General features: G+C 66.3%; 24 protein-coding genes and 1 rRNA gene. 6 read left to right on the top strand and 19 right to left on the bottom strand.

The window, feature by feature from the left end; translation table 11 throughout:
- Positions 1-53 (top strand): 16S ribosomal RNA (locus C2847_RS10995); the annotation flags it as partial.
- Positions 54-182: 129 nt separating this feature from the next.
- On the opposite strand, the gene C2847_RS11000 is transcribed toward C2847_RS10995, so the two are convergent.
- Positions 183-1,310, bottom strand: a complete 1,128-nt coding sequence (locus C2847_RS11000; protein WP_244187452.1) for a S8 family peptidase — start codon at positions 1,308-1,310, stop codon at positions 183-185.
- 158 nt (positions 1,311-1,468) lie between these two features.
- On the opposite strand from C2847_RS11000, the gene pyrF reads away from it, so the two are divergent.
- The 5 genes from pyrF to C2847_RS11025 all read left to right on the top strand — a co-directional run bounded on the left by pyrF (position 1,469) and on the right by C2847_RS11025 (position 5,408).
- Complete coding sequence (gene pyrF, locus C2847_RS11005; protein ID WP_105318390.1) at positions 1,469-2,242, top strand: orotidine-5'-phosphate decarboxylase; 774 nt, start codon at positions 1,469-1,471, stop codon at positions 2,240-2,242.
- 5 nt (positions 2,243-2,247) lie between these two features.
- The gene (pyrE, locus tag C2847_RS11010; protein ID WP_105318391.1) at positions 2,248-2,799 is read left to right on the top strand and encodes an orotate phosphoribosyltransferase; all 552 of its coding nucleotides are present in this window, start codon (positions 2,248-2,250) and stop codon (positions 2,797-2,799) included.
- A 4-nt stretch (positions 2,800-2,803) separates the two neighbouring features.
- The gene (locus C2847_RS11015; protein WP_105318392.1) at positions 2,804-3,808 is read left to right on the top strand and encodes a hypothetical protein; all 1,005 of its coding nucleotides are present in this window, start codon (positions 2,804-2,806) and stop codon (positions 3,806-3,808) included.
- Positions 3,805-4,773 carry an NAD(P)H-dependent glycerol-3-phosphate dehydrogenase gene (locus tag C2847_RS11020; RefSeq protein ID WP_105318393.1) on the top strand — a complete coding sequence of 323 codons (969 nt, stop codon included), beginning with the start codon at positions 3,805-3,807 and terminating at the stop codon, positions 4,771-4,773. Before C2847_RS11015 ends, C2847_RS11020 begins: the two co-directional genes overlap by 4 nt.
- A 113-nt stretch (positions 4,774-4,886) precedes the next feature.
- Positions 4,887-5,408, top strand: coding sequence for a Uma2 family endonuclease (locus tag C2847_RS11025; RefSeq protein ID WP_105318394.1), 522 nt, complete (start codon positions 4,887-4,889; stop codon positions 5,406-5,408).
- On the opposite strand, the gene C2847_RS11030 is transcribed toward C2847_RS11025, so the two are convergent.
- From C2847_RS11030 to C2847_RS11115, 18 genes are all read right to left on the bottom strand, one after another.
- Positions 5,405-6,118: an alpha/beta fold hydrolase gene (locus tag C2847_RS11030; RefSeq protein ID WP_105318395.1), complete on the bottom strand. Its 714-nt coding sequence runs from the start codon at positions 6,116-6,118 to the stop codon at positions 5,405-5,407. The two genes, C2847_RS11025 and C2847_RS11030, sit on opposite strands and share 4 nt — an antisense overlap.
- Positions 6,115-6,318 carry a hypothetical protein gene (locus C2847_RS11035; protein WP_105318396.1) on the bottom strand — a complete coding sequence of 68 codons (204 nt, stop codon included), beginning with the start codon at positions 6,316-6,318 and terminating at the stop codon, positions 6,115-6,117. The genes C2847_RS11030 and C2847_RS11035 overlap by 4 nt, the downstream gene beginning before the upstream one ends.
- A complete protein-coding gene (gene sufU, locus C2847_RS11040; protein WP_105318397.1) occupies positions 6,315-6,731 on the bottom strand; it encodes a Fe-S cluster assembly sulfur transfer protein SufU in 417 nt (138 codons plus the stop codon). The genes C2847_RS11035 and sufU overlap by 4 nt, the downstream gene beginning before the upstream one ends.
- 11 nt (positions 6,732-6,742) lie before the next feature.
- Positions 6,743-7,957, bottom strand: a complete 1,215-nt coding sequence (locus C2847_RS11045; protein WP_105318398.1) for a cysteine desulfurase — start codon at positions 7,955-7,957, stop codon at positions 6,743-6,745.
- 157 nt (positions 7,958-8,114) lie between these two features.
- Positions 8,115-8,354 carry an SHOCT domain-containing protein gene (locus C2847_RS11050; protein WP_105318399.1) on the bottom strand — a complete coding sequence of 80 codons (240 nt, stop codon included), beginning with the start codon at positions 8,352-8,354 and terminating at the stop codon, positions 8,115-8,117.
- A gap of 43 nt (positions 8,355-8,397) precedes the next feature.
- Positions 8,398-10,779: a heavy metal translocating P-type ATPase gene (locus C2847_RS11055; RefSeq protein WP_105318400.1), complete on the bottom strand. Its 2,382-nt coding sequence runs from the start codon at positions 10,777-10,779 to the stop codon at positions 8,398-8,400.
- On the bottom strand, positions 10,764-11,264 hold the full coding sequence (locus tag C2847_RS11060; protein ID WP_105318401.1) for a DUF305 domain-containing protein: 501 nt from the start codon (positions 11,262-11,264) through the stop codon (positions 10,764-10,766). Before C2847_RS11060 ends, C2847_RS11055 begins: the two co-directional genes overlap by 16 nt.
- Before the next feature lie 10 nt (positions 11,265-11,274).
- On the bottom strand, positions 11,275-11,559 hold the full coding sequence (locus C2847_RS11065) for a metal-sensitive transcriptional regulator (RefSeq protein WP_105318402.1): 285 nt from the start codon (positions 11,557-11,559) through the stop codon (positions 11,275-11,277).
- A 9-nt stretch (positions 11,560-11,568) separates the two neighbouring features.
- Entirely contained in the window at positions 11,569-11,769 is a 201-nt protein-coding gene (locus tag C2847_RS11070; RefSeq protein ID WP_105318403.1) for a CopZ family metallochaperone, read from the bottom strand.
- A gap of 119 nt (positions 11,770-11,888) precedes the next feature.
- Positions 11,889-12,191 carry a Rieske (2Fe-2S) protein gene (locus C2847_RS11075; RefSeq protein WP_105318404.1) on the bottom strand — a complete coding sequence of 101 codons (303 nt, stop codon included), beginning with the start codon at positions 12,189-12,191 and terminating at the stop codon, positions 11,889-11,891.
- 5 nt (positions 12,192-12,196) lie between these two features.
- Positions 12,197-13,489, bottom strand: coding sequence for a Fe-S cluster assembly protein SufD (gene sufD / locus C2847_RS11080; RefSeq protein WP_105318405.1), 1,293 nt, complete (start codon positions 13,487-13,489; stop codon positions 12,197-12,199).
- A 42-nt stretch (positions 13,490-13,531) separates the two neighbouring features.
- On the bottom strand, positions 13,532-14,938 hold the full coding sequence (gene sufB, locus C2847_RS11085) for a Fe-S cluster assembly protein SufB (RefSeq protein ID WP_105318406.1): 1,407 nt from the start codon (positions 14,936-14,938) through the stop codon (positions 13,532-13,534).
- Positions 14,935-15,687: a Fe-S cluster assembly ATPase SufC gene (gene sufC / locus C2847_RS11090; protein ID WP_105318407.1), complete on the bottom strand. Its 753-nt coding sequence runs from the start codon at positions 15,685-15,687 to the stop codon at positions 14,935-14,937. Before sufC ends, sufB begins: the two co-directional genes overlap by 4 nt.
- Positions 15,688-15,774: 87 nt before the next feature.
- On the bottom strand, positions 15,775-18,537 hold the full coding sequence (locus tag C2847_RS11095; RefSeq protein WP_105318408.1) for a tetratricopeptide repeat protein: 2,763 nt from the start codon (positions 18,535-18,537) through the stop codon (positions 15,775-15,777).
- Positions 18,538-18,641: 104 nt separating this feature from the next.
- A complete protein-coding gene (gene aceA / locus C2847_RS11100) occupies positions 18,642-19,958 on the bottom strand; it encodes an isocitrate lyase (protein WP_105318409.1) in 1,317 nt (438 codons plus the stop codon).
- 108 nt (positions 19,959-20,066) lie between these two features.
- Positions 20,067-21,398 carry an FAD-dependent oxidoreductase gene (locus C2847_RS11105; RefSeq protein WP_105318410.1) on the bottom strand — a complete coding sequence of 444 codons (1,332 nt, stop codon included), beginning with the start codon at positions 21,396-21,398 and terminating at the stop codon, positions 20,067-20,069.
- Positions 21,399-21,458: 60 nt separating this feature from the next.
- On the bottom strand, positions 21,459-22,148 hold the full coding sequence (locus C2847_RS11110) for an ABC transporter ATP-binding protein (protein ID WP_105318411.1): 690 nt from the start codon (positions 22,146-22,148) through the stop codon (positions 21,459-21,461).
- Between the two features lie 74 nt (positions 22,149-22,222).
- The gene (locus C2847_RS11115) at positions 22,223-23,365 is read right to left on the bottom strand and encodes an ABC transporter permease (RefSeq protein WP_105318412.1); all 1,143 of its coding nucleotides are present in this window, start codon (positions 23,363-23,365) and stop codon (positions 22,223-22,225) included.
- Positions 23,366-23,547 lie beyond the last annotated feature (182 nt).

Here is a 23,547-nt window from a genome sequence, read left to right on the forward strand (position 1 = left end):
CGAAGTCGTAACAAGGTAGCTGTACCGGAAGGTGCGGCTGGATCACCTCCTTTCTAAGGAGCATGGAGCCCGTTCCTGCGCTTTCAAGACCCCGTGGTCCAAGCCGGCGCAACCCCTGATGGGGGTTTTTTCAGGGAAAAACCGACCCCCCGCCCTAGGGCGGGGGGTTTTTCGTGGAGAGGCTAGAATCCCCTCACGTTCAGGAAGGGCTCGGGGTGCGGATTCCCCGAGGTGTTTTGCCAGCTGGCGGTGCTTTCGGCGTTCTGGAGAAGGGCCTGCTTCACCTGGACCGGGGTGTAGCTGGGGTGGCGGGAAAGCACCAAGGCGGCGGCCCCGGCCACATGGGGGCTGGCCATGGAGGTGCCGCTGATGGTGTTGTAGCTGGTGGTGGAGGAGTTCCAGGTGGAGAGGATGGAGACACCGGGGGCGGCGAGGTCCACGTCGGGGCCGTAGTTGGACCAGGAGGGCCAGTCGTCCTGGCTGTTGGTGGCGCTTACGGTGATGACCTCGTCGTAGGCGGCGGGGGTGTGGTTGGCGGCGTTGTCGCCCTCGTTGCCGGCGGCCACCACCACGGTGATCCGGTAGTCGCACACCGCCTTCTGGATGACGTTGTGGAAGGCGTGGGTGGAGCGGGTGCTGGGGCAGTACTGGCCATCCTGGTCGTCGGTGCCACTCCCCCCAAGGCTCATGTTGATCACCTTGGGCTTGCCCCCGTTGTTGTGGCCGATCACCCAGTTGAGGCCCTGGACGATGCCGCTGATGCTTCCGGATCCGGAGTTGGAAAGGACCTTCACCGCCCATAGCTCGGCGACGGGGGCCACGCCCAAGACGCCCACGCTGTTGTTCAGCGCGGCCGCCGTGCCCGCCACATGGGTGCCGTGGCCGTTGTCGTCGTCGTAGGCCGTGCGGCACTTACCCCGGCACTTCACCACCGCATACCCCCCCATCAGGTTGGTGAGGTCCTCATGCCCCACCTTGATGTCGGTGTCCACCACGTACACGGAGACGTTGGCTCCCTTGGCGGTGGTGGTGGAGGCGCCGATGCGGTCCACCCCCCAGGGGATGGTCTGGGCGTAGGCCTTCACCTCCTGGTCCGGGGTCAGGGCGTAGACCCTGGGGTCCTGCGCCAGGCGCTGGGCCTGGGCGGGGGTGAGGTTGCGGAGGATGATGGCCCCCAGGGCCTCGAGGCAGTCCTCTGCGGGGATGGAGAGGCCGTGGGCCCTTTCCAAAGCGGCAAGGCGCTCGGAGAAACGGGCGGGAAGCGTGGACGAGGCCGTGGGCTCTAGGATGGCGATGTAGGTCTGGCCCACTTCCCTAAGGGCCTGGGTTGCACCGGGGCCTGCTGCTGGCAGGCGGCCAGGACCAGAAGGCTTAAAGCCAGGATGAGCTTCTTCATACTCCCTCCTTGCGGTACCCTGGCAACTCTATGCCCGGAGGCCTGGGGTTGTCAAGGCCTATAGTGGAAGGCATGGACTTTCTCCTGGCGCTTTCCCGCCCTCCTTTGGTCCTCGGGGTGGATCCCAGGCCCGAGCTTCACGGGCGCGAGCCCGTTGCCCACTTGAAGCGGTATACGGTGGAGCTTCTTGAGGCCTTAGCTCCCAGGCTGGCGGCGGTCAAGTTCCAGCTGGCCTTCTTTGAGGCCCTGGGCCCAGAGGGGCCCGGGCTTCTTTTTGCGCTGGCCAGCGCCGCGCGGGTCATGGGCCTACCCGTGATTTTTGACGGGAAGCGGGGGGATATCGGTTCCACCGCCGAGGCTTACGCCCGAGCCTACCTCCTGCGCTTTCCTGGCAGCGCCCTTACCGTGAACCCCTACCTGGGCCTGGATACCCTCACGCCCTTCTTCCAGGCGGCCAGGGAAAGCCAGGGGGTGGTTTTCGTCCTGGTCAAGACCTCAAACCCAGGATCAGGGTTTTTGCAGGATCTTCTGGTGGAGGGAAGGCCCCTTTACCTCCACCTGGCGGAGGCCCTGGCCCGGGAGGGGGAGGGATACCGGGAAGGGGAGTGGAGCCGCGTGGGCATGGTGGTGGGGGCCACCTACCCGGAGGTGGTCTTGACATTGCGGGAAAAGGCTCCCCGCGCTCCCTTCCTCCTCCCCGGCATAGGGACCCAAGGGGGAAGGCCCTTGAAGGGTCCTGGCCTCTTGAACGCTGCTAGCCGGGCCCTCTTCTACCCGGGGGGCAGGCCCGATCTGGAGGGAGCCTTACAGGCGGCGGAGGACTTCCATAGGGCTTTGGTAGAGTAGGGGGGATGGATGTCCTGGAGCTCTACCGCAGGACGGGAGCCCTTCTAGAGGGGCACTTCCTCCTGCGCTCGGGGTTGCACTCGCCCATCTTCCTGCAATCCGCTGCCCTCTTGCAGCATCCCCTCTATGCGGAGGCGGTGGGGGAGGCCTTAGGCAAGCTATTTGAAGACGAGAAGGTGGATTTTGTCATCGGGCCCGCTCTGGGGGGTGTGGTGCTCTCCTTCGTGGTGGCCAAGGCCCTGGGGGCCAGGGCCCTCTTCGCGGAGAAGGATGGCCAAGGAGGCATGACCCTGCGCAGGGGCCTCACCGTGAATCCGGGCGACCGCTTTTTGGCGGTGGAGGATGTGGTGACCACCGGGGAGAGCGTGCGCAAGGCCATTCGGGCGGCGGAGGCCAGGGGAGGGGTTTTGGTGGGCGTGGGGGCCATCGTGGACCGGAGCGGGGGAGAGGCGGACTTCGGTGTCCCCTTCCGGGCTCTTCTGAAGCTGGAGGTGCCCCAGTACCTTCCCGAAGCCTGCCCCCTGTGCCGGGATGGTGTGCCCTTGGAGGAGGTCTGAGGCCATGCGCCCTCTGGCCTTTCTTCTTGTTCTTTTTCCCTGGGCCATGGCCTCTTCTGCGGTGGAGTTGGCCCGCCAGGCGGCGGAGGCCTGGTTTACGGGAAAGCTTTCGCCGAGCCTCGAGGAGGTCCTGAGGGCTTCCCCTGAGGAGGCCCCCAGGCTTTTGGAGCGCTACGCCTTTTTCCCGCCACCCCCCAGGGGCCTTTCCCTCAACCTGGATAGCCCCAGGGTGGAGGGAAACCGGGTCCTCTTCCCCGCGGCCGTGGGGGAGAAGGTGGGGGAGGTGGTGGTGGTCCTGGAGGGTGGCGAGGCCAAGCGGGTCTACTTCCGCCCCGAGGGGCTTGCCCTTCCCGGGTACCTCCTTAACCCGGCCTCGGGGTGGGGGTTTTTGCTCCTCTCCCTCTTTTGGGGCTTTCTCCTCTTCCAGCCCTCGCCCTTTCGCGCCTGGCTTTTGGAGGCCCTGGCCCTGCTTCGCGCCTATAGGGGGCTTTACCTTTTCACCAACCTCTTCCTTTATGGCCTCTTTGCCCTGGGGAGTTTGCTGGCCTACGGGATGCCAGAGATGGCCCGGGCGGTGCAGGCCCTTTTCGGCGGGGCCCTCGAGGCCATAGGCTTGGAGGAGGCTATGGGAAAGGGCATCCTGGTCTTGGCCGGGGTGATCTTCCACTGGAACTTCGGCCAGGGGCTTTTCCTCACCGGGCTTCTGCCCGCCTCGCTTTTGGGGGTTCCCGTCTTTCTTTTGAACGCCCTCCGCTATCTGGTCTTCGGCTTCGCCTTGTCTCCGGCGCTTCTGGGCGCCGCCTTCCTGGTTCACCTCCCCACCCTTCTCCTGGAGCTTCAAGCCTACATCCTGGTCACCTTCGGGGGGCTTGTGCTCCTGGCCAAGACGGCGGGAGGGGAGGGGTATAGGAAGGGGCTTAGGGCCCTGCTCCTCACCTTCTACTTGGGGGCCCTTTTCCTGCTTTTGGCGGCCTGGTATGAGGCCTGGGAGGTGAGCGTGCTCCTATGAAGGTGGCCATCCTGGGAGCCGGGGCCTGGGGCACCGCCTTGGCGGTCCTTCTGGCCAGCAAGGGGATTCCCACGGCCCTGTGGGCCAGGAGGAAGGAGCAGGCGGAGGCCCTCAGGGCCAGCCGGGAGAACAAGGACTACCTGCCAGGGGTGGCCCTCCCCGCTTACCTGTACCCCACCGCCGACCCGGAGGAGGCCTTGGAGGGAGTGGAGCTGGCCGTGGTGGCCCTGCCCTCCAAGGCCTTGGAGGAAACCCTCAAGGCCTTGCCCCGGGCCCCCTGGTACCTTTCCGCCACCAAGGGGCTTTTCTTCAAGGAGGGGAGGCTTAACACCCCCAGCGAGGTGGTGGAGGCCTTAACCGGCAGGCCCGTGGCCGTCCTTTCCGGCCCCAACCACGCGGAGGAGGTGGCCCGCTTCCTCCCTACGGCCAGCGTGGCGGCAGGGCCCCGGGAGCTGGCCCGGCGGGTCCAGGAGCTCTTCTCCGGTCCCACCTTCCGGGTCTACACCAGCCAGGACCGGCGGGGGGTGGAGCTGGGCGGGGCCTTGAAGAACATCCTGGCCCTGGCGGCGGGGATGGTGGACGGGCTTCGCCTGGGGGATAACGCCAAGGCGGCCCTCCTCACCCGGGGCCTTAGGGAGATGGTGCGCTTCGGTACCGCCTTAGGAGGGGAGGAGGCTACCTTCTATGGGCTTTCCGGCCTGGGCGACCTCCTGGCCACCGCGTATAGCCTCCACTCCCGCAACCGGGGGGCGGGGGAGAGGCTGGTGCGGGGGGAGGCCCTGGAGCGCCTCGAGGACCGGGGGGTGGTGGAGGGGCTTTATGCGGTCAAAGCCCTCATGGCCTGGCGGGAGCGAGCCGGGCTCGAGCTTCCCATCGCCGAGGCGGTGTACCAGGTGGTCTACGAGGGGCTGGATCCCTTGAAGGCCCTTTCCACCCTCATGGCCCGGGAGCCCAAGGCGGAGTAGCCGGCTGAACCGCCCTGCCTGGCCTTGGGACCCTGGGGAATCCCTTTCCCAAGCCTCCTTATTGGTCTGGCTAAGGGCGGGGCTGGGCGAGAAACCGTAGAACGGGATTGGGAATGCTAGCCCCCAAGCTTCCCAAAGCTCTGGAAGTCTACCTGGAGGAGGAGGCCCAATCCCCGGTGAGGCGGGAGTACTTGCGGGGGCGTCTTTACGCCATGGCAGGGGCCAGCGCCCTCCATAACCGGGTGGCCCTCAACATCGCCGCCCGGTTTCTGGAGGCGGCCAGGCCCAGGGGGTGCCGGGTGTACATGAGCGACATGAAGCTGCGGATCCGGGATGAAGCCGTTTACTACCCTGACGTGATGGTGGTGTGCCAGCCCGGGCCTCCCCACCCTTATTACGAGGAGGCCCCTTGTGCCGTGGTGGAGGTCCTTTCTCCCGCCACCGAGGTGCAGGACCGCCGGGAAAAACGGGCCCTTTGTGAAACCCTGGACAGCTTGGAGGTCTACCTTCTGGTGGACCTCGAGGCCCGCCGTTTCACCCTTTACCGCAGAACCCCCGAGGGCTTCGTGGAGGAGGAAGCCCCTATCCCCTGCCTGGGCATTGTCCGGAAGGCGGAAGAAGCCTTCCGCCTCTAGAGCACCTCGGCCAGGAAACCCAAAAGGGCCGTGCGGAAGGCCTTGGGGTTTTCCAGGTTGGAAAGGTGCCCGGCCTCGGGGAGGATGAGCAGGCGGGCGTCGGGCAGGGCCCTGGCCATTCGCTTGGCCTCCTCCGGGGGGGTTAGGGTGTCCTCCTCCCCCACCAGGACCAAAGCCGGGCGGCGCATCCCGGGGAGGAGGGGGGAGGAGTCGGGCCGCTCCGCCAGGGCGAGGAGACTACCGGCCACCGCCTCGGGGCTGGCCTCCAGGATGAGGGCTTTGGCCCTGGCCACCACCTCAGGCTTTTCCTCCCGGGTGGTGCGGCCCAGGTGGCCCGGCAGGAGGGCCTCGGGGAGGAAGCCCACCCCTTCCGCCAGAACCTTTTCCCTTAGGGCATAGCGGTTTTTCCGGCCCTCCTCGGTGTCGGCCCCCGCGCGGGTATCCGCCAGCACCAAGCCCAGGAAGCGCTCGGGGGCTCTGCGCCAAAGCTCGAAGATGAGGTAGCCCCCCATGGAAAGCCCCACGAAGACGGCCTCCTCGATTCCCGCCTCGTCCATCTCCCGGAGCACCTTCTCCGCCGCCTCCGGGAGGGAGAGGCCTAGGTAGGAAGGGGCCAGCAGGGGAAGCCTTCCCCGGAAGTAGGCCACTTCCTTTTCCCACATGCTGGGGTTGTAGGGGAAAGCGTGCAGAAAGACCAGGCCGCGGGTCATCTTTCCTCTATGGGCTCGCCTTCCACGCCCAAGGCCTTGAGCCGGGCGATGAGGCTTGGGTCTTCCACCACCACGTAGTTTTTCCCGCCTTGGGTTTCCGCCCGCAGAAGCCCTGCCTGAGCGGCCTCCTTCCAGGCTTCCATCAGGTCCGGGTACTGCACCAGGAGGGGCGTGACCCTGTGGGCGGGGTAGCGCTTCACTTTAAGGCCTCCTCGAGGGCGTGCCAGGCTAAGGTGGCGCACTTCACCCGGGCGGGGAGCTTGGCCACCCCCTGAAGGGCCAGGAGATCCCCAAGGGCCGGGTCGGGGGGGGCTCCTTCCACCACCATGGCCTGGAACTTCCTGGAAAGCTCCAGGGCCTCCGCCACCTTTTTCCCCTTCACCAGCTCGGTCATGAGGGAGGCGCTGGCGGTGCTGATGGCGCACCCTTGACCCTGGAAGCGGATGTCGGCGATGGTATCCCCTTCCAGCCGCACCATCACCTCCACCTGGTCCCCACAGGAGGGGTTCATGCCCCCGGCGGTCTTGGTGGCCTGGGGCAGGACCCCGAAGTTTTTGGGGTTCTGGTAGTGCTTGAGGATGATCTCCCGGTAAAGCTCGTCAAGGACGCTCATGGATTCCCCCATTATAGCCAGGCCCGGTACCGGGTGTGGATGCGAAGGAGAGCTTCCACAAAGCGGTCCACCTCCTCGAGGGTGTTGTAGAGGTAGAAGCTCGCCCGGGCCGTGGCGGCCAGGCCCAGCTTCCGGTGCAGGGGCTGGGCGCAGTGGTGCCCGGCCCTTACCGCAATCCCCTCCTGGTCCAGGAAGGTGGCCAGGTCGTGGGGGTGGAGGCGGCCTAAGGTAAAGGGGATGACCCCGCCCCGATCCTCCCCCCTGGGACCGTAGACCCTGAGGTCCGGCACCTCCGCGAGGCGCTTTAAGGCATATTCCAAAAGGGCCCGGTCATGGGCATAGACCCGCTCCATGCCGATCTCCATCAGGTAGCTGGCCGCTTCTCCCAAGGCGATGGCCTCGGCGATGGGGGGAGTGCCGGCTTCAAAGCGTTGGGGAGGGGGAGCGTAAGTGGAGCGGTCCACGTGGACCTCCCGGATCATCTCCCCTCCTCCCAGGAAGGGCATCATCCCCTCCAGGACCTCGTACCGCCCAAAGAGTACCCCGGCCCCCGTGGGCCCCAGCATCTTGTGCCCCGAGAGGGCGAAGAAGTCCGCTCCCAAGGCCTTCACGTCCACGGGCAGGTGGGGGGCGCTTTGCGCCCCGTCCACCACCACCAGGGCCCCCGCCTCCTTGGCCCTCCTGGCGATCTCCGCCACGGGGTTGATGGTGCCCAGGACGTTGGACATGTGGACCACGGAAACCACCTTGACCCTTTCCGTGAGGAGGGTGTCCAGGGCGGAAAGGTCCAAGCGGCCCTCCTCGGTGAGGGGGATGGCCTTGATCCGGGCCCCCTTGAGCCCCGCCACCAGGTGCCAGGGCACGAGCCCCGCGTGGTGCTCCATTTCCGTGACCAGGATCTCGTCCCCTTCCTTCAGGTTCCTCAGGCCCCAGGCGTAGGCCACCAGGTTCAGGGCCTCGGTGGTGTTGCGCACGAAGACGATCTCCCGCTCCTCCGCCCCCAAAAAGCGGGCCATGCGGCGCCGGGCCTCCTCGTAGGCCTCGGTGGCCGCCACGGAGAGGCGGTAGGCCCCGCGGTGAACGTTGGCGTTGAGCTCCCGGTAGTAGCGGTCCAAAGCCTCCAGGACCCGCTTGGGCTTCTGGCTGGTGGCGGCGGAGTCCAGGTAGACCAGCTCGGGATGACCCGCGATGAGGGGGAAGTCCTCCCGAATGCGGCTCAGGTCCATGCCCCTAGTGTAGCGCGCCCTCTTTTCCCGGAGAGTGGGCCGCAGGGGCAGACCCTCGAGGCCTAGGCACCCCAATTCGCCCTTGCCGATAGGGCAACCTTCGTGCAGGGCTGCTAAGAGTTAAGGCGCATCGGTTTCCCGGAAGCCAGGAGAACCCTCAGGCAAGATCGCGCTTCATGCGCTCAAAGGTTTCCTTGTCGATCTCCCCCCGGGCGTAGCGCTCCTTGAGGATCTCCAGGGCCCGGTTCTCCTGCTTAGGGGCCAGGGCCCGCGCCACCAGGTACACCCCCAGGACGAGGAGGACCAGGAACAGGAAGGGGTAAAGCCAGCCCAGCCATCCCCAGCCCCAGCCCATGTGAGGCCCATAGCCGTATCCTGCGTGTGCCCATGCCATCATGCGGTACCTCCTTTCGGGGAGAAGGCCTCCCCGCTTTGCCAGCCTAGGAAAGGGCGGTTAGCCGGGGGTAAGTCCGGAAACCTCTAAGCCTCAGGGAGTTGGTGAGCACGAAGAGGCTGGAGAGGCTCATGGCCCCGGCCGCCAGCATGGGGTTTAGAAGGAGCCCGGTGAAGGGGTAGAGAGCCCCTGCTGCCACCGGAATGAGGAGGATGTTGTAGGCATAAGCCCAGAAGAAGTTGAGGTAGATGGTCCTTAGGGTGCGCCGCGAGAGGAGAATGGCCTGCACCAATCCCTCCAGGCTCGGCGAAAGCAGGATCACATCCCCCGCCTCCACCGCGATGTCCGTGCCCGTGGCCAGGGCGATGCCCGCATCCGCCTGGGCCAAGGCGGCGGCGTCGTTGATGCCGTCCCCCACGAAGATCACCTTCCGCCCCTCTTCCTGGAGGTGCCGTATGGCCTCCACCTTGCCCTCAGGGCGTACCCCGGCCAGCACTTCCTCTATGCCCAAGGCCTCGGCCACCCGCTTGGCGGGGATGGGATGGTCCCCGGTGAGGAGGACGGGCTTGAGGCCCAGGGCCTTTAAAGCGGCCACCACCCTTCGCGCCTCGGGCTTGGGGGGGTCAAAGACCCCGAAGGCGGCCAAAAGCCTCTCCCCATCCGCCAGGTAAAGGGGAGTGTAGCCCTTCTGGGCAAGTTCCTGGGCCTCTTGGGGAAGGGCCACCTTGAGCCGCTCCATGAGGGCCGGACCCCCCAGGTAAAGCCTTCTTCCCTCCACCACCCCCTCGAGGCCCTCCCCGGGCAGGGCCCGCACCCCTTCGGCCTCGGGCAGGCTAAGGTCCTTAGCTGCTTCCAGAACCGCCTTGGCGATGGGGTGTTCGCTCCCTCGCTCCAGGGCGGCGGCGAGCCGCAAGGCCTCCTCAGGGCTTAGGGCGAACCCCAGGGTTTCCGTGAGGGTGGGCTTTCCTTGGGTCAGGGTCCCGGTCTTGTCCAGGACCACGGTATCCGCCCGGGCGAGGCTTTCCATGGCCTGGCCCTTGCGGAAAAGGAGGCCCATTCCCGCCGCCCTTCCTGTGGCCACGGCGATGGCCGCCGGGGTGGCCAGGCCCATGGCGCAGGGGCAGGCGATGAGGAGCACGGAAAGAAGGGCCACGAAAGCATGGGAGAGGCCGGGGCCATAGAGAAGCCAGAGGCCGAAGGTGACGAGGCCGATGAGGAGCACGATGGGCACGAAGACGCGCGCGATGCGGTCCGCCACCTCCTGCACCCGGGGTTTGTAGGCCTGGGCTTCCTCCACCAGGCGGGCCATCTGGGCCAGGACCGTGGCCTCCCCCACCCGGCTTACCCGGATGAGGAGGGGGCCTTCCCCGTTCACCGTTCCCCCCACCACCTCATCCCCGGGCTTCTTGGCCTTGGGGATGGGCTCACCGGTGAGCATGGCCTCGTCCACATGGCTGAAGCCTTCCACCACCACCCCATCTGCGGGGATGCGCTCCCCAGGAAGGACCCGCACCAGGTCCCCGGGGATGAGGGCTTCGGCGGGGATTTCCCTTTCCTCCCCCTCCTGAACCACCCGGGCGGTCTTGGGCCTCAAGGCCAGGAGCCTCTGGATGGCCTCCGAGGCCTTCCCCTTGGCCCTTTCCTCCAGGTGCTTGCCCAAAAGGATCAGGGCCAGGATCACCGCTCCTGCTTCCAAGTAGAGGTGGCGGGCTTCCCCGGGGAAAAGGGTGGGAAAGAGGAGGACCAGAAAGGAGTAGAGGTAGGCGCTTCCCGCCCCCAGGGCCACCAGGGTGCTCATGCCCAAGGAGCGATGCCGGATCTCCGCCAGGGCCTGGCGGAAAAAGCGCCGGCCGGCGTAGAGGACGGGGAGGGCGGTGAGGACCTGGAGGAGTGGGGGAACGTGGGGAAGGGGAAGGAGCATGGGCCCCATGGCCAGGAGGAGGGTGAGGGAGGCAAAGGGTAGAGCCAGGAGGAGGTCGGTGGGGTAGGCAGGGGTTTTTCTTTCCTCCTGGGCCACCTCCAAGGGTTCATAGCCTGCATCCCGGATGGCCTGGCGCAGGCGAGGTAGGCTCACGGTATCGGGCAGGTATTCCACAAAGGCCTTTTCCGTGGCCAGGTTTACCTGGGCGGAAAGCACGCCAGGGAGCTTTTTTAAGGCCCTTTCCACCCGGGCCACGCAGCTGGCGCAGGTCATGCCCCGGATGGGGATCTCCACCCGGGACACCACTGGCTCGTAGCCGGCTTCCTCCACCTGCTTCAGGACCTCCTTGAGGTCTATGCCTTCCTGAAGGCGCAAAAAGGCTTCCTCGGTGGTGAGGTTGACCCGGGCTTCCTCCACGCCCGGGGCCCTTTTCAAGGCCCTTTCCACCCGCGCCACGCATGAGGCGCAGGTCATGCCCCTGACCCCCACCTTTACCTCAAAAGCCATAGCCTAAAAGCGTACATCTCCTTGGCCTGGGCCAGGATGATGTCCCGGGCTAGGTCCAAGACCCGCCGGTCCTTGGCGGTGGGTAGGACGGAAAGGGCCATCTCCACCGCACCCTTGTGGTGTAGGAGCATGAGCTCCACGAAAGCCCGGTCGGGGTCCGGGGCGGCCCTAAGCTTCTGTAGCATGGCGGCCATCTCCTGCTGCATGGCCCCGTAGGCTGCCGGGTTCAGCCCGCCCAGGCTCACCAGCCAGCTCCGCATGAGGGCGATTTCCCGCTCCTGGTCCTTTAGGATGGCTTCTGCCCAGGCCCGCACCTCCTTGTCCTTGCCCCTTTGCAGGGCGTAGCGGGCCATCTCCAGGGCCCCCTCGTGGTGGGCGATCATTCCCGAGAGGAAGGCCCTTTCCCCCGCGTCCGCCTGGGGGGTGTGGGCGTGCTGGGCCAGGGCCGGCAGAAAAAAGGCTATGAGCAGGGCGAAAACGCGCATGGGTCACCTCCTAGCGGTACTTGAGGGCCTCCATCAGTTCCTCCACGATCTCCTCCACGTCTCCCCGCTCGTGGGCGGTGGCCACGTGGTCCCTGAGGTGGGCCCTTAGGACCATCTCCCCCACCCGGTCCAGGGCACCCTCCACCGCCTTCAGTTGCTTCAGCACGTCCACGCAGTAGACGTGGGGATCCTCCAGCATGCGCAGGATGCCCTCGAGGTGGCCCTTGGCGGAGAGAAGGCGCCTTTTGGCCTCTTCCCGCACCTTGGGCTCCAGGTGGAGATGGCCGCGGGGCACAGGGCCTCCTTAGCTCGCCAGGGCGGCCCGGTAGCCTTCCTCTTCCACTGCCCGGATCAAGGCCTCGGGGTCCGCCTTGCCCTCCACCAGGGCCTCGGCCCGTTCCAGGCTCACCTCGGCCCTCTCCACCCCAGGCACCTTCATGAGGGCCTTCTTGACCGCCATGGCGCAGTGGTTGCAGGTCATGCCTTCTACCTTGAGCTTCAGCATCCTCGCACCTTCCCCCCACCCCAGGGGGGGTGGGTACTCTCACGCTAGCGCTTCTTCCGCCTGCCGTCAAGGACAAAGGCCCCAAGGAGGACTTGGGGCCTTGCGGACGGGGTGGACGTTTAGAGATCCAGGAGGATGGTGTCCCCCTCCAGCCTGGCGGGGAAGACCCTGACGGGCCTGGGGGCGGGCAGGGTTTGCCGCCCCGTCCTCAGGTCAAACCGGGCCCCGTGCCGGGGGCAGACGATGTGCCCATCCTCGAGGTCCCCTTCGTGCAGGGGGCCGTCGTCGTGGGTGCAGATGTCCTCCAGGGCGAAAACCTCCTCCCCGGTGTAGAGGAGGAGGATGGGCTTCCGGTGCTCGGGCCTTTTGACCACCAGCCGGCCGTTTTCCAAATCGCCCAGCTTGGCTACCGGGGTCCACATGGCCTTCAGATTCTAACCTTTTCCTCGATCACCGCCTCGAGGTGGGCCCTTAGGGCCTTTAGAGGAATGCGGTTAAGGACGTCCGCCAGGTGGGCTTTGACCAAGAGTTCCTGGGCGAGGCTACGGGGCAGGCCCCGGGACTGGAGGTAGAAGAGCTGCACCTCGTCCACGGGGGCGGTGGTGCTCCCGTGGGTGCAACGCACGTTGTTGGCCCCGATCTCCAGCTGGGGAATGGAGTCCACCCGGGCGGTGGGGGAGAGGATGAGGTTGCGGTTGGCCTGGTAGGCGTCGGTTTTCTGGGCTCCCCGCTCCAGCTTGATGAGGCCGGAAAAGACCGCCCGGGCCTCGTCCTTCACCGCTCCCTTGTAGAGGAGGTCCGAACGGGTATGGTGCTCCACGTGGTGCTGCAGGGTGTAGTGGTCGAAGTGCTGGAGGCCGTGGCCGAAGTAAAGCCCCAGCATCTCGCTTTCCGCTCCCGGGCCCAATAGCTCCGAGGCCACCTCACTCCTGGCGTAGCGCCCGCCCAGGTTCACCACCAGGTCGTTTAAGGCGGCATCCCGCTCCAGCAGGGCCCTTTGCCGGTGGAAGTGCCACACTCCCTCGCCGAAAGTCTGCACGTGGGCGTGGCGGAGCTTGGCTCCAGGCCTCAAGACCATCTCCGTGGCGGAGAGGTGCAGGGTGGGGGGGAGGTCTAAGGAGAGGTACTCCTCGATGTAGGCGGCCTTGGCGTTGTCCTCCAGGAAGATGAGGCTCCGGCCCGCCGAGGCCTTGCCTCCTTCCAGCACCTTGAAGACCCCCAGGGGCTTTTCCACCTCCAGCCCCGCGGGCACGTAGAGGAAGGCCCCGTGGGTGAAAAAGGCGGAGTTTTCCGCGGCGAACTTGTCCTCCACGTAGACCCCCCGGAAGAGGGTGGCCTCCACCTTACCAGGGTGGGTCTTCAAGGCCTCGGCCAGGCTGGTGAAGACCAGGCCCTTGGCGGAAAGCTCCTCCGGCACCTCGGCGTAGACCAGGTCCGGCCCCACGAAGACCAAAAAGCCCGAAACATCGGTCTTCTCCAGGCGGCGCTTCACCAGCTCGGGAAGCTCATCCCGGGAGAGGCTAAGCCCCTTGGGGGTTTCCACCTCCTGTTCCAAGGGGGCTTCGGAGAGGTCGGTGTAGCGCCAGTTCTCGTCCTTCTTGCTGGGGTAGGGGAGGCGGGCGAAGGCCTCGAGGGCTTTTAGCCTTTTCTCCAGCACCCAGCCCGGCTCCTTTAGGGCCCGGGAGATGGCTTCCACCTGCGTTTTATCCAGTACCTGCATGAATCCTCCTAGCGCAAAGGTTAAGACCCTTGACGGAAGCCCTTAGCCTACGGAGCCCTCCATCTCCAGCTCGATGAGCCGGTTCAGCTCCACCGCGTACTCCAGCGGCAGCTCCTTGGCGATGGGCTCGATGAAGCCCCGCACGATGAGGGCTGCGGCCTCGTCCTCCTTGAGGCCCCGGGTCTGCAGGTAGAAGATCTGCTCGTCGTTGATCTTGGACACCGTGGCCTCGTGGCCCACGTGGGCGGTGTCCTCCTCGATCTCGATGTAGGGGTAGGTGTCGGTGCGGCTCTCCGGGTCGATGAGGAGGGCGTCGCACTCCACGTTGGCCTTGGCGCCCCTAGCCCCGTCCAACACCTTGACGAGGCCCCGGTAGCTGGCCCGGCCTTCCCCCTTGGAGATGCTCTTGGAAACGATGGTGCCCGAGGTGTGGGGGGCTCCCAGGATGATCTTGGCCCCGGTGTCCTGGTGCTGGCCGGTTTTGGCAAAAGCGATGGAGAGGATCTCGGTGCGGGCCCCGGGCTCCAGGAGGTAGCTGGAGGGGTACTTCATGGTGACCTTGGAGCCCAGGTTTCCGTCCAGCCACTCGTGGAAGGCATCCCCGTAGACCAGGGCCCGTTGGGTCACCAGGTTGTACATGTTGGTGGACCAGTTCTGGATGGTGGTATAGCGGCTCCGGGCCCCCCGCTTCACCACGATCTCGATGACCCCGGTGTGGAGGCTTTCCGTGGAGTACATGGGGGCGGTGCAGCCCTCGATGTAGTGCACCTCGGCCCCCTCGTCCACGATGATCAGGGTGCGCTCAAACTGGCCGAACTCGGGGGTGTTGACCCGGAAGTAGGCCTGCAGGGGAAGCTCCACCTTCACCCCGGGGGGGATGTAGACGAAGGAGCCCCCGGACCAGGCAGCGGAGTTCAGGGCGGCAAACTTGTTGTCCTCCGGGGGGACCACCTTGGCGAAGTGCTCCTTGAAGAGGTCCTCGTACTTCTTCATCCCCTCCTCGATGGCCACGAAGATGACCCCCTGCCGCTCCAGCTCCTCCTTCACCCGGTGGTAGACCATCTCCGAGTCGTACTGGGCCCCTACCCCGGCGAGCACTTTGCGCTCGGCCTCGGGGATGCCCAGGCGCTCGTAGGTCCGGCGGATCTCCTCCGGGATCTCCTCCCAACTTTTGGCGTCCCTCACCTCTGCGGGCTTCACGTAGTAGACCAGGTTGTCCAGGTCCAGGCCCGAGAGGTCCGGGCCCCAGGTGGGCATGGGCTTCTTCTGAAAGATCTCCAGAGCCCGCAGACGGAACTTCAGCATCCACTCGGGTTCCCCCTTGTGGTAGCTGATGGCCTCGATCACCCTTCGGGTGAGGCCCCGCTCGGCCACGAAGACCGGCTTGACCTCGTCCACGAAGTGGTACTTGTACTCTTCCCCCAGTGCCCTCAGATCGGCCTCGCTCATGCTTCCTCCTTCACCCTTTCCCGGAGCCACTCGTAACCCTTGGCCTCCAGCTCCAGGGCCAGCTCGGGGCCGCCCTCCGCCACGATGCGCCCGTCCATCATCACGTGCACCCGGTCGGGGACGATGTAGTTCAGTAGGCGCTGGTAGTGGGTGATGACCAGGGCGCCGAAGCTGGGCCCCCGCATGGCGTTCACCCCCCGGGCCACCACCTTGAGGGCGTCAATGTCCAGCCCGGAGTCGGTCTCGTCCAAGACGGCGTAGGCGGGTTCCAGGACCAAAAGCTGCAGGATTTCGTTCCGCTTCTTTTCCCCGCCGGAAAAGCCCTCGTTGAGGTAACGGGAGAGGTAGCCCTCGTCCCAGTCCAGAAGCTCCAGGGCCCGCTTCACCTTGGCCCAGAACTCCGCCACCCCCACCTCCCGGCCCAGCTTGGCCTGCAGGGCCAGGCGCAGGAAGTTGGCGATGGTGACCCCCGGTACCTCCACCGGGTACTGGAAGGCCAGGAAAAGGCCCTTCCTCGCCCGCTCGTCCGGGGAGAGGTCCAGGATGCTTTCCCCGTCCAGGAGAATATCCCCCTGCTCCACCGTGTACTCGGGGTCCCCGGCCAGGATCTTACCCAGGGTGCTCTTCCCGGCCCCGTTGGGGCCCATGAGGGCGTGCACCTGGCCCTTAGGGACCACAAGGTTGACGCCCTTGAGAATGGTTTCGCCGTCGATGGAAGCCCAGAGGTCGCGGATTTCCAGCTGGTTCATCGTTCTACCTCCTGATGCCGGGTCGGGTTCTTACTGCGACCCATTCGCAGTAAGAGTATAACCTCCCACCCCCTAAAGTATAGTGATTTAGTCGGGATTTGCCAGGTGGAAGCCCAGGGCCTCAGGGAGGGCCAGGGGGGTGGGAGGAAGGCGCCTTTGGAGCTCCGGGCAGAAGCGGCCCAAAGCCCGGCCCAGTTGGAAGCGGAAGGGCTCGGGGAGAAGGCTTTTCCTCACCTCCGAAAGCTTTTGCCAGGCGGCCTCCTTCTCCCCCAGGCCCAGAAGGGCCAGCACCTCCACCGCCCGGGCCTGGGCTAAAAGGCCAGGGTCCTCCAGGGGAGGCAGGGCCACCACCTGGGCCAGGGCCTCCCCCAGGTTGCCCTCGCGGACCAGGGTTTCGGCGTAGCTCAGGCGGGCTTGGGCCCTGAGGTAGGGGTTTTCCACATCCAAAAGGGGCTTTAGGAGGGCTTTTCCCTCGGCGGGGGGAAGGAGGAGGGCCAGGAGACTCGCGGTGTCCAGCCGCAAGGCGGTGTAGCGATCGGTGGCCTCCCAGGGGATCTCTTCCAGGAGGCCCTCGAGGAGGCGCTGGGCCGTGGGAGCGTGGAGCCCTCCCAGGAAGGGGGCCCGGTAGGGCTGCCCTGCCTCCAAGAGGAGGTAGGTGGCTCCCAGGCGGAAGAGGGTGCGCAGATGGCGGTAGCGAGCTTCCTTGGGCCTCTCCTCGGTGGAGCGGAAGTAGGCCTCAGCGGGGACCAAAAGGCTTAGGGCGGCAAAGGGACGGCCGCGGGCCGCCTCGAGGATCCCGGCCTCGCTTTCCACCCGGGCCCGGGTGAAGGGGTCCTCCGCTTCGGCCAAGGCCTTCTCCATGGCTTTTCCTGCTTCCTCGTACAGGCCCAGGCGCCGGAGGAGGGTGGCGTAGCGGGCCCGCACCCGGGCCACCTCGTCCTTGGGGGCACCACCCTCCTCCAGGGCCTTTAGGCCCTCCTCCATGCGGGGCTTGGCCTCCAGGCTTCCTAAGCGCATGAGGAGGTCCCCCATCTGGTAGCGGGCCCTCCCCAGGAGGAGGGGGTCATGGCCCACCCGGGAGAGGGCCTCCAGGGCCTCCGGGTAGCGGCCCAGGTCCTTGGCCACCAGGCCCCGCCACAGGTATACCCGGTCCTGCAGGAAGGGGGCCACGGGAAGCCCCTGCGCCTCCTCCACAAAGCGGGCCGCCTTCTCGTAATCCCCCTTCCAGCGCTCCACCGCCGCCATGACCAAAAGCCCCTCCGCCTGGGCGGTATCGTCCAGGAGCTTGAGGTCCTCCTTGGGGGGCAGAAGCTCCTCCGCCTCCTTGTAAAGGGCGGCATCCGCCTTGGCCTCCGCTGCCTTGATGCGGGCCCAGGTGCGCAAGGAGGGGTTTTGGGCCTCCGAGAGGACCCTGAGGGCTTCCTCCGCCTCGGGGTGGGCGTACTGGCCCAAGACGGCCCGGTAGCGCACCACCACCGCGGCCAGGGCCTCGAGGTCCTCCCGGGGCCAGGCCTGGGCCTCCTGCCAGAGCCTGGGAAGGAGGGCCAGCCGGGCGGGATCCTCCTGGAGAAGGTCCAGAAGTATCCGGGTTTCCCCCGCCTTGTAGGCGTGGTGGAGTTTGCGGAAGAGGTTTTCCTTGGGGAAAAAGGAGAGGGCCAGGCGGTGGAGCTCCTTGGGAGCCTCCTGGGGGAGGAGGCTTCTTAGGGCGGGGCGCACCAAGCCTTCCCCCACCCAGTCCAAAAGGGCCCTTTCCGCCTGGGAAAGGCGTTCCAGAGGCTTGCCCAGGGCTTTCTCTAAAAGCTCTGCGGGAAACGCAGGGTCGGCCTCGGGGCTGAGGGCGGAGAGGGCCAGGAGCAGGGGTTTGAGGGCGGGGTCGTCCTGCAAAGGGGTTTTGGGATCGTGCTTGGCGGCCTCCAGGAGGACCAGGCGGGAAAGCTCCCCGAAGTTGCGCCCCGCTTGGTTCACCAAGGCCTCCAGCCTTTCCGGGGGCAGGTGGGGAAGCCGTTCCCGCACGAAGCGCCTGGCCTCCTCCCGGCTCGGGGGGGAAAGGGGCTGGTGGGGCAGGGTGGGGGGTGGCTCGCTTAAGGCCACCACGTAGGGGATGGTCAGGGCCTTCAGGAAAGGTTCCAGCCAGGCGGCAAGCCCCCGTTGGGTGCCGTCTGGACCCCGCAGGGGAAGGCCTTCTAGGGTTCCCTCCGCCTCGGCCCGAAGCAGTAGGGGACGGCCTTCCCGGTTTAGGCCCCGGGCCAAAAGGGCCAGGACCTCCTGCTCCAAGGCCCCCTGCAGGATGTAGGGCTGGGTGGGGGAGAGCTGGGCCAAAAGGGCCCGCACCTCCTCCCCTATTCCCAGGCCCTCGGCTAAGGGGACCAAGGCCTGGGCCAGCTCCCCTCCCAGGTTGAGGAGGAAGGGTTCCTTGCCCGGCAAAGCGGATAGGGCGCGGCTCAAGGCCGCCAGGAGGACTCCCTTGCCCGTGGCCGGCCCCCCCACCACCACCATCTGAGGCCTCACCCCGGCTTCCAGCTCCTTCAGAAAGCGGCGAAAGATGCGGCGCTTGTCCCGGCCCAGGGTCTTGCGGGCGCTTTCCAGGAAAAGCTCCGCCGGGGGAGGGGGGGGTGGGAGGCCCGCCTCTTGGTACAGGTCGGCGATGACCCCGTAAAGCCTTTCCTTCTCCTCGGGGCTTCCCAGGTCCTTGTAGAGGATGTTGCGCACAGTCCCTGCCTTCCCGCCCCGCTCGGCCATGAGGGCCTCGAGCCATCTTAAGGAGCCTCGCTTGCCCCGGTGGTCCCGGCCCTTGAGGTAGGGACGAAGGTCTTCCAAGTAGCGCAGCCAGGGTGTATTGGCCTCTGGCATGGTGATTACACTATATCAGCTTTGGTGTGCCTTCGGTCTACCACGGAAAAGGAACCTGCCGCCCTCCGTACTTGGAGGACGGCAGAGCAGGCTTCCCACTAAACCTAGTGCACGGGTTCGTTGAACTGGGCCTCCTCGGTGGAGCCCTTGAGGGCCAGGGTGGAGGCCTCTCCTTGCGTCAGGGCCAGGACCACCTCGTCGAAGTAACCCGCCCCCACCTCCCGCTGGTGCTTCACCGCGGTGAAGCCCTGGGCCTGGGCCAGGAACTCCTTCTGCTGGAGCTCCACAAAGGCGGGCATGCCCCGGGCCTTGTAGCCCTTGGCCAGCTCCCAGGTGTAGTAGTTCACCGTGTGCCAGCCCGCCAGGGTGATGAACTGGAACTTGTACCCCATCTCCCCCAGCTCCCGGTTGAACTTGGCGATGGTCTCGTCGTCCAGAAACTTCTTCCAGTTGAAGGAGGGGGAGAGGTTGTAGGCGAGGAGCTTATCCGGGAACTCCTTCTTCACCGCCTCGGCGAACTTGCGGGCCTCCTCCAGGTCGGGCTTGGAGGTTTCCATCCAGATGACATCGGCGTAAGGGGCGTAGGCCAGGGCCCGGGCGATCCCCGCCTCGAGGCCGTTTTTCACCCGGTAGAAGCCCTCGGGGGTACGCTCCCCGGGCAGGATGAAGGGCCGATCCCGCTCGTCGATGTCGCTGGTGATGAGGGTAGCGGCTTCGGCGTCCGTGCGGGCGATGATCACCGTGGGCACCCCCAGGATGTCCGCGGCCAGGCGGGCGGCCTGCAGGGTGCGGATGTGCTGGGAAGTGGGCACCAGGACCTTGCCCCCCAGGTGGCCGCACTTCTTCTCGGAGGCCAGTTGGTCCTCGTAGTGGATGCCGGCAGCCCCCGCCTCAATCATGGCCTTGGTGAGCTCAAAGACGTTCAAGGCCCCGCCAAAGCCCGCCTCGGCGTCGGCCACGATGGGCACGTACCAGTCCCGGGTCACCTTGCCCTCGGAGCGCTCGATCAGGTCGGCCCGCATCAGGGCGTTGTTGATGCGCTTCACGATCTGGGGCACGGAGTTATAGGGGTAGAGGGACTGGTCGGGATAGGTCTGCCAGGCCAGGTTGGCGTCGGCGGCCACCTGCCAGCCGGAAAGGTAGATGGCCTCCAGGCCGGCCCGCACCATCTCCACCGCCATGGCCCCGGTGTAAGCCCCAAAGGTGTGCACGTAGGGCCGCTCGTGGAGAAGCTGCCAGAGCTTTTCCGCTCCTCGCTTGGCCAGGGTGTACTCCACCTTCACACTGGGGCGGAGCCGCACCACGTCCTCGGGCCGGTAGTCCCGCCTCACCCCCTTCCAACGGGGGTTGGTGGCCCACTCCCGCCGAAGCTCCTCCGCCTCCTGCCGCATCTCTGGGGTCAGCACGCTTAAGGGATCCATCCCTCACCTCCCAGGTCCAGTTTGGAGCCGGGAGGAGTTGCGGTGTAGGGTGTAAGGAAAGGGGCTTAACACCTTTTGGTGGTGTTGTCTCCCTTTTCCTACACCATTTCACTTTACCTGCTGGGCGGCGATGAGGAGGGGGTCCCAGACGGGGCTGTAGGGGGGGGCGTAGGCCAGGTCCAAGGCGAGGAGGTCTTCCACGGTGCCTCCCTGGTGGAGGAGGGCGGCCAGGGCGTCAATGCGCAGGGCCCCGTGCCCATGGGCCACCACCGCTCCGCCCAGAAGTCTTCCCGTGCCTTCTTCGTAGACGAGCTCCACCCAAAGGGGCTGGCTTCCTGGGTAGTAATGGGCCCCGTCACGGCTTTGGATGAAGACCTTCTTGGCCTGGAAGCCCTCCCTAAGGGCGGCTTCTTGGGAAAGCCCCGTGGTGGCCACCGCCAAGCCGAAGGCTTTGAAGATGGCGGTGCCCACCACCCCGGCGAAGCGGGCCTCCTTGCCGGCGATGACCGCCCCAGCGGTGCGCCCATGCTTGTTGGCCACGTCCCCCAAGGGAAGCCAGTAGGGGCGCTTCAGCACCTGGTGGAAGCTTTCCGCCACGTCCCCGGCAGCATACACTCCTTCCAGGTTAGTGCGCATCCTCTCGTCGGTGGCGATGGCACCCGTGGGGCCCAAGGCCACCCCCATGGCCTGGGCCAAAAGGGTGTTGGGCCTGACCCCCGTGGCCACCACCACCAGGTCGGCGGGCACCACCCCTTCCGAGGTTTCCACCGCTTCCACCTTGCCCTGGCCCCTCAAGGCCACCACCCTCACCCCGGTCCAGACCTCTACCCCGTGCCGCTCCAGCTCCTCCCTAAGGAGATGGCCCACCTCCCCATCCCAGTGGGGTAAGGGGCGGTCCTTGAGCTCCAGGAGGGTGACCTCGAGGCCCCGCTTGCGGAAGGCCTCGGCCACCTCGAGGCCGATGTACCCAGCCCCCAGGATGGCGGTCCTTCTGGCTCCCTCCAGGGCCTTAAGGATACTCTCCCCATCCTCCATGCTCCTGAGGGTATAAACCCCTTCCTGCTCCGTGCCCGGGACGGGGGGAAGGGTGGGCTTGGCCCCTGTGGCCAGGACCAGGTGGTCGTACCGGTCCTGGAGGGTGCGCCCCTCCCGATGGTCAAAGACGGTGAGGGTCCTAAGCTCTGGGTCCACGTCCACCACCTCGTGGTGCGTGTGGATGCGGATGCCCTGCTTCTGGAACTCCTCTGGGGTCCGGGCCACCAGCTTTTCCAGACGGGGAATCTCCCCGGAAAGCACGTAAGGCAGGCCGCAGGCCCCATAGGAGACCCATCCCGATTTCTCGTAGACCACCACCTCGAGGTCCGGGTTTTCCCGCTTGGCCTTGGCGGCGGCGGAGGCCCCGCCCGCCACGCCGCCCACGACCACCATGCGCTTGCCCATAGGGGGTATTGTGCCACAGGCGGGGTGGGCAGGATGTCCCGGGGCAAGGGTGGGGGGTAGCTACCGCGAGGGCCCAGGCACCTCCTGCCGCACCAGCCGGCCTCCTTTGAGGTAGAGGATGCGTTCTGCCCGGGCGGCCAGCTCCAGGTCGTGGGTGACCAGGACCAGGATCCGTTCCTGCCCCGCATGAAAGAGAAGGGAGGCTACCTGCTCCCGGGATTCGGCGTCCAGGTTGCCTGTGGGCTCGTCGGCGAAGAGGATGGGGGGGTCCAGGGCCAGGGCCCGGGCTAAGGCCACCCGTTGTTGCTCCCCGCCGGAGAGGCGGCTTGGCAGGTGGTGGGCCCTTTCCAGAACCCCCACCTTTTCCAAAAGATCCAGGGCCCTCTCCTTGCGGGCCCTTGGGGGGAGGCCAGCCAGGAAAAGGGGGAAGGCCACGTTCTCCCAGGCGGTGAGGGTGGGGATCAGGTTCCACTGCTGAAAGACGAAGCCCATGTGCCTAAGCCGCACCTCAGCCCTTTCGTCCTCGGAGAGCCGGTGCAGGGCCACCTCTCCCAGGTATACCCCTCCTTCCGTGGGCAGGTCAAAGCCGGCCAGAAGGTTTAAAAGGGTGGTTTTGCCGCTACCCGAAGGCCCCACCACCGCGGTGCTTCCTTGGGGGAAGGCGAAGGTGAAGCCCTCGAGGGCCACCACCTCCTTTTCCCCTTGCCGGTAGCGCTTACCGAGATTCTCCGCCCGCACGGCGCCCATCATATCCCCGTATCCTCCTACACCAGAACGCTGGACCACCCGGCCCCTCCCCTTAGCGAAGCCCAGGTGGGGCGGCATCAAACCCTTCCCAGGGCTTCCACCACGGGTATGCGGCTAGCGTGGTAGGCGGGAAGGAGCCCTGCGGAAAGCCCAAGCCCCAGGGCCACCAGGAGGGCGAAGAGGGAAAGCCGAAAGGTGACGGCGGAAAGGGCCAGACCCACCTGCCCCAGGGTGTAGAGGTTGATGGCCTGGGAGACCGCGCTTCCCAAGGCCAGGCCCAGGAGCCCCCCGAAGGAGGCCAGGAGAAGGGCCTCCAGCACCACCAGCCGAAAGATGAAGCCCCGCTTGGCCCCGAGGGCCCGCATGACCCCGAACTCCCGGGTGCGCTCGTACACGGACATCATCACCGTGTTGGCCACCAAAAGCCCCCCCACCACCAGGGCCACCAGGCTGATGCCGAAGCGCACCAGGTCGCTGATGCGCAAGGCCCTTTCCGCAAAGCGCATCACATCTCCCGTGGTCTGGGCCTTGAGGCCGGGGAGCCTGGCCTCGAGGGCCCGGGCCACCTCCTCCGCTTTCTGCCCGGGGTTTAGGGCCACGAGGAGGGCGGTGTAGTTTTCCGTGCCCAGGACCTCCTGAAGGGGCTTCAGGGGCACGAAGATGAGGTTATCGGCAAGCCCCCCGCTTTCCTCCAGGATGCCCTCCACCCGTAGCTCCACCCGGGGGGAAAGCCGGAGGGGGTTTCCTAGGGCAAGCTGGCTCCGCTTGGCCACCTTGGCCCCCACGATGGCTCCCTCTTCCGAGGGGAGGAGCCGACCGGCCTGGGGCTTTATCCCGGGGTAGAGGAGGTCCGGGGCCACCCCCTCCGGCAGGCCCTGGAAGAAGAAGCTCGTCTGGGGGTCAAACCCTCCCCGGACCAGGAAGAGGGTGGGGGTGATCCTCTTCACCCCCAGGTCCTTCCCCGCGGCCACCGCCCGCCGGTACTCCTCGGGGGTGATCTCGGGGTAGCCGGAAAACCCAAGCCCCTCCATGCCCTCAGGGACGATTTGAATGGCGGGGCCCACCCGGGATAGCTCCTGGGCCAAGGAGCGCCTTAAGCCCTCCCCGAAGGAAAGGAAGAGGACCATGCTGGTGGTGGCGATGACCACGCCCAAAAGGGTGAGAAAACTGCGCACGGGTCGGGCCAGAAGGTTGCGGAGAACCAGGTGAAAAAGCTCCACGGTCCCAAGCTTACGCCCTGGGCCTTAGGCGAGGTGTGGAGGAGCCTACAAGGACGCCCCCGGCTTCTTAGAAAAAAGAGGGGGCGTGGGGGAGCTATAATCCCCCGGACTTTCAGCCCGTGGGATACATGGACTCCCCCACGTGGGCGGCGGATGCGCTATTCTGGCTACAATCAGGTGGA

It is taken from the genome of Thermus tenuipuniceus (assembly GCF_002964845.1).
GTDB classification, from domain to species: domain Bacteria; phylum Deinococcota; class Deinococci; order Deinococcales; family Thermaceae; genus Thermus; species Thermus tenuipuniceus.

Coding starts and splice junctions, on each gene's coding strand:
- pyrF (WP_105318390.1), top strand. CDS start 1,469: ATGGACTTTCTCCTGGCGCTTTCCCGCCCTCCTTTGGTCCTCGGGGTG.
- pyrE (WP_105318391.1), top strand. CDS start 2,248: ATGGATGTCCTGGAGCTCTACCGCAGGACGGGAGCCCTTCTAGAGGGG.
- C2847_RS11015 (WP_105318392.1), top strand. CDS start 2,804: ATGCGCCCTCTGGCCTTTCTTCTTGTTCTTTTTCCCTGGGCCATGGCC.
- C2847_RS11020 (WP_105318393.1), top strand. CDS start 3,805: ATGAAGGTGGCCATCCTGGGAGCCGGGGCCTGGGGCACCGCCTTGGCG.
- C2847_RS11025 (WP_105318394.1), top strand. CDS start 4,887: ATGCTAGCCCCCAAGCTTCCCAAAGCTCTGGAAGTCTACCTGGAGGAG.
- C2847_RS11030 (WP_105318395.1), bottom strand. CDS start 6,118: ATGACCCGCGGCCTGGTCTTTCTGCACGCTTTCCCCTACAACCCCAGC.
- sufU (WP_105318397.1), bottom strand. CDS start 6,731: ATGAGCGTCCTTGACGAGCTTTACCGGGAGATCATCCTCAAGCACTAC.
- C2847_RS11045 (WP_105318398.1), bottom strand. CDS start 7,957: ATGGACCTGAGCCGCATTCGGGAGGACTTCCCCCTCATCGCGGGTCAT.
- C2847_RS11050 (WP_105318399.1), bottom strand. CDS start 8,354: ATGATGGCATGGGCACACGCAGGATACGGCTATGGGCCTCACATGGGC.
- C2847_RS11055 (WP_105318400.1), bottom strand. CDS start 10,779: ATGGCTTTTGAGGTAAAGGTGGGGGTCAGGGGCATGACCTGCGCCTCA.
- C2847_RS11060 (WP_105318401.1), bottom strand. CDS start 11,264: ATGCGCGTTTTCGCCCTGCTCATAGCCTTTTTTCTGCCGGCCCTGGCC.
- C2847_RS11070 (WP_105318403.1), bottom strand. CDS start 11,769: ATGCTGAAGCTCAAGGTAGAAGGCATGACCTGCAACCACTGCGCCATG.
- C2847_RS11075 (WP_105318404.1), bottom strand. CDS start 12,191: ATGTGGACCCCGGTAGCCAAGCTGGGCGATTTGGAAAACGGCCGGCTG.
- sufD (WP_105318405.1), bottom strand. CDS start 13,489: ATGCAGGTACTGGATAAAACGCAGGTGGAAGCCATCTCCCGGGCCCTA.
- sufB (WP_105318406.1), bottom strand. CDS start 14,938: ATGAGCGAGGCCGATCTGAGGGCACTGGGGGAAGAGTACAAGTACCAC.
- sufC (WP_105318407.1), bottom strand. CDS start 15,687: ATGAACCAGCTGGAAATCCGCGACCTCTGGGCTTCCATCGACGGCGAA.
- C2847_RS11095 (WP_105318408.1), bottom strand. CDS start 18,537: ATGCCAGAGGCCAATACACCCTGGCTGCGCTACTTGGAAGACCTTCGT.
- aceA (WP_105318409.1), bottom strand. CDS start 19,958: ATGGATCCCTTAAGCGTGCTGACCCCAGAGATGCGGCAGGAGGCGGAG.
- C2847_RS11105 (WP_105318410.1), bottom strand. CDS start 21,398: ATGGGCAAGCGCATGGTGGTCGTGGGCGGCGTGGCGGGCGGGGCCTCC.
- C2847_RS11110 (WP_105318411.1), bottom strand. CDS start 22,148: ATGATGGGCGCCGTGCGGGCGGAGAATCTCGGTAAGCGCTACCGGCAA.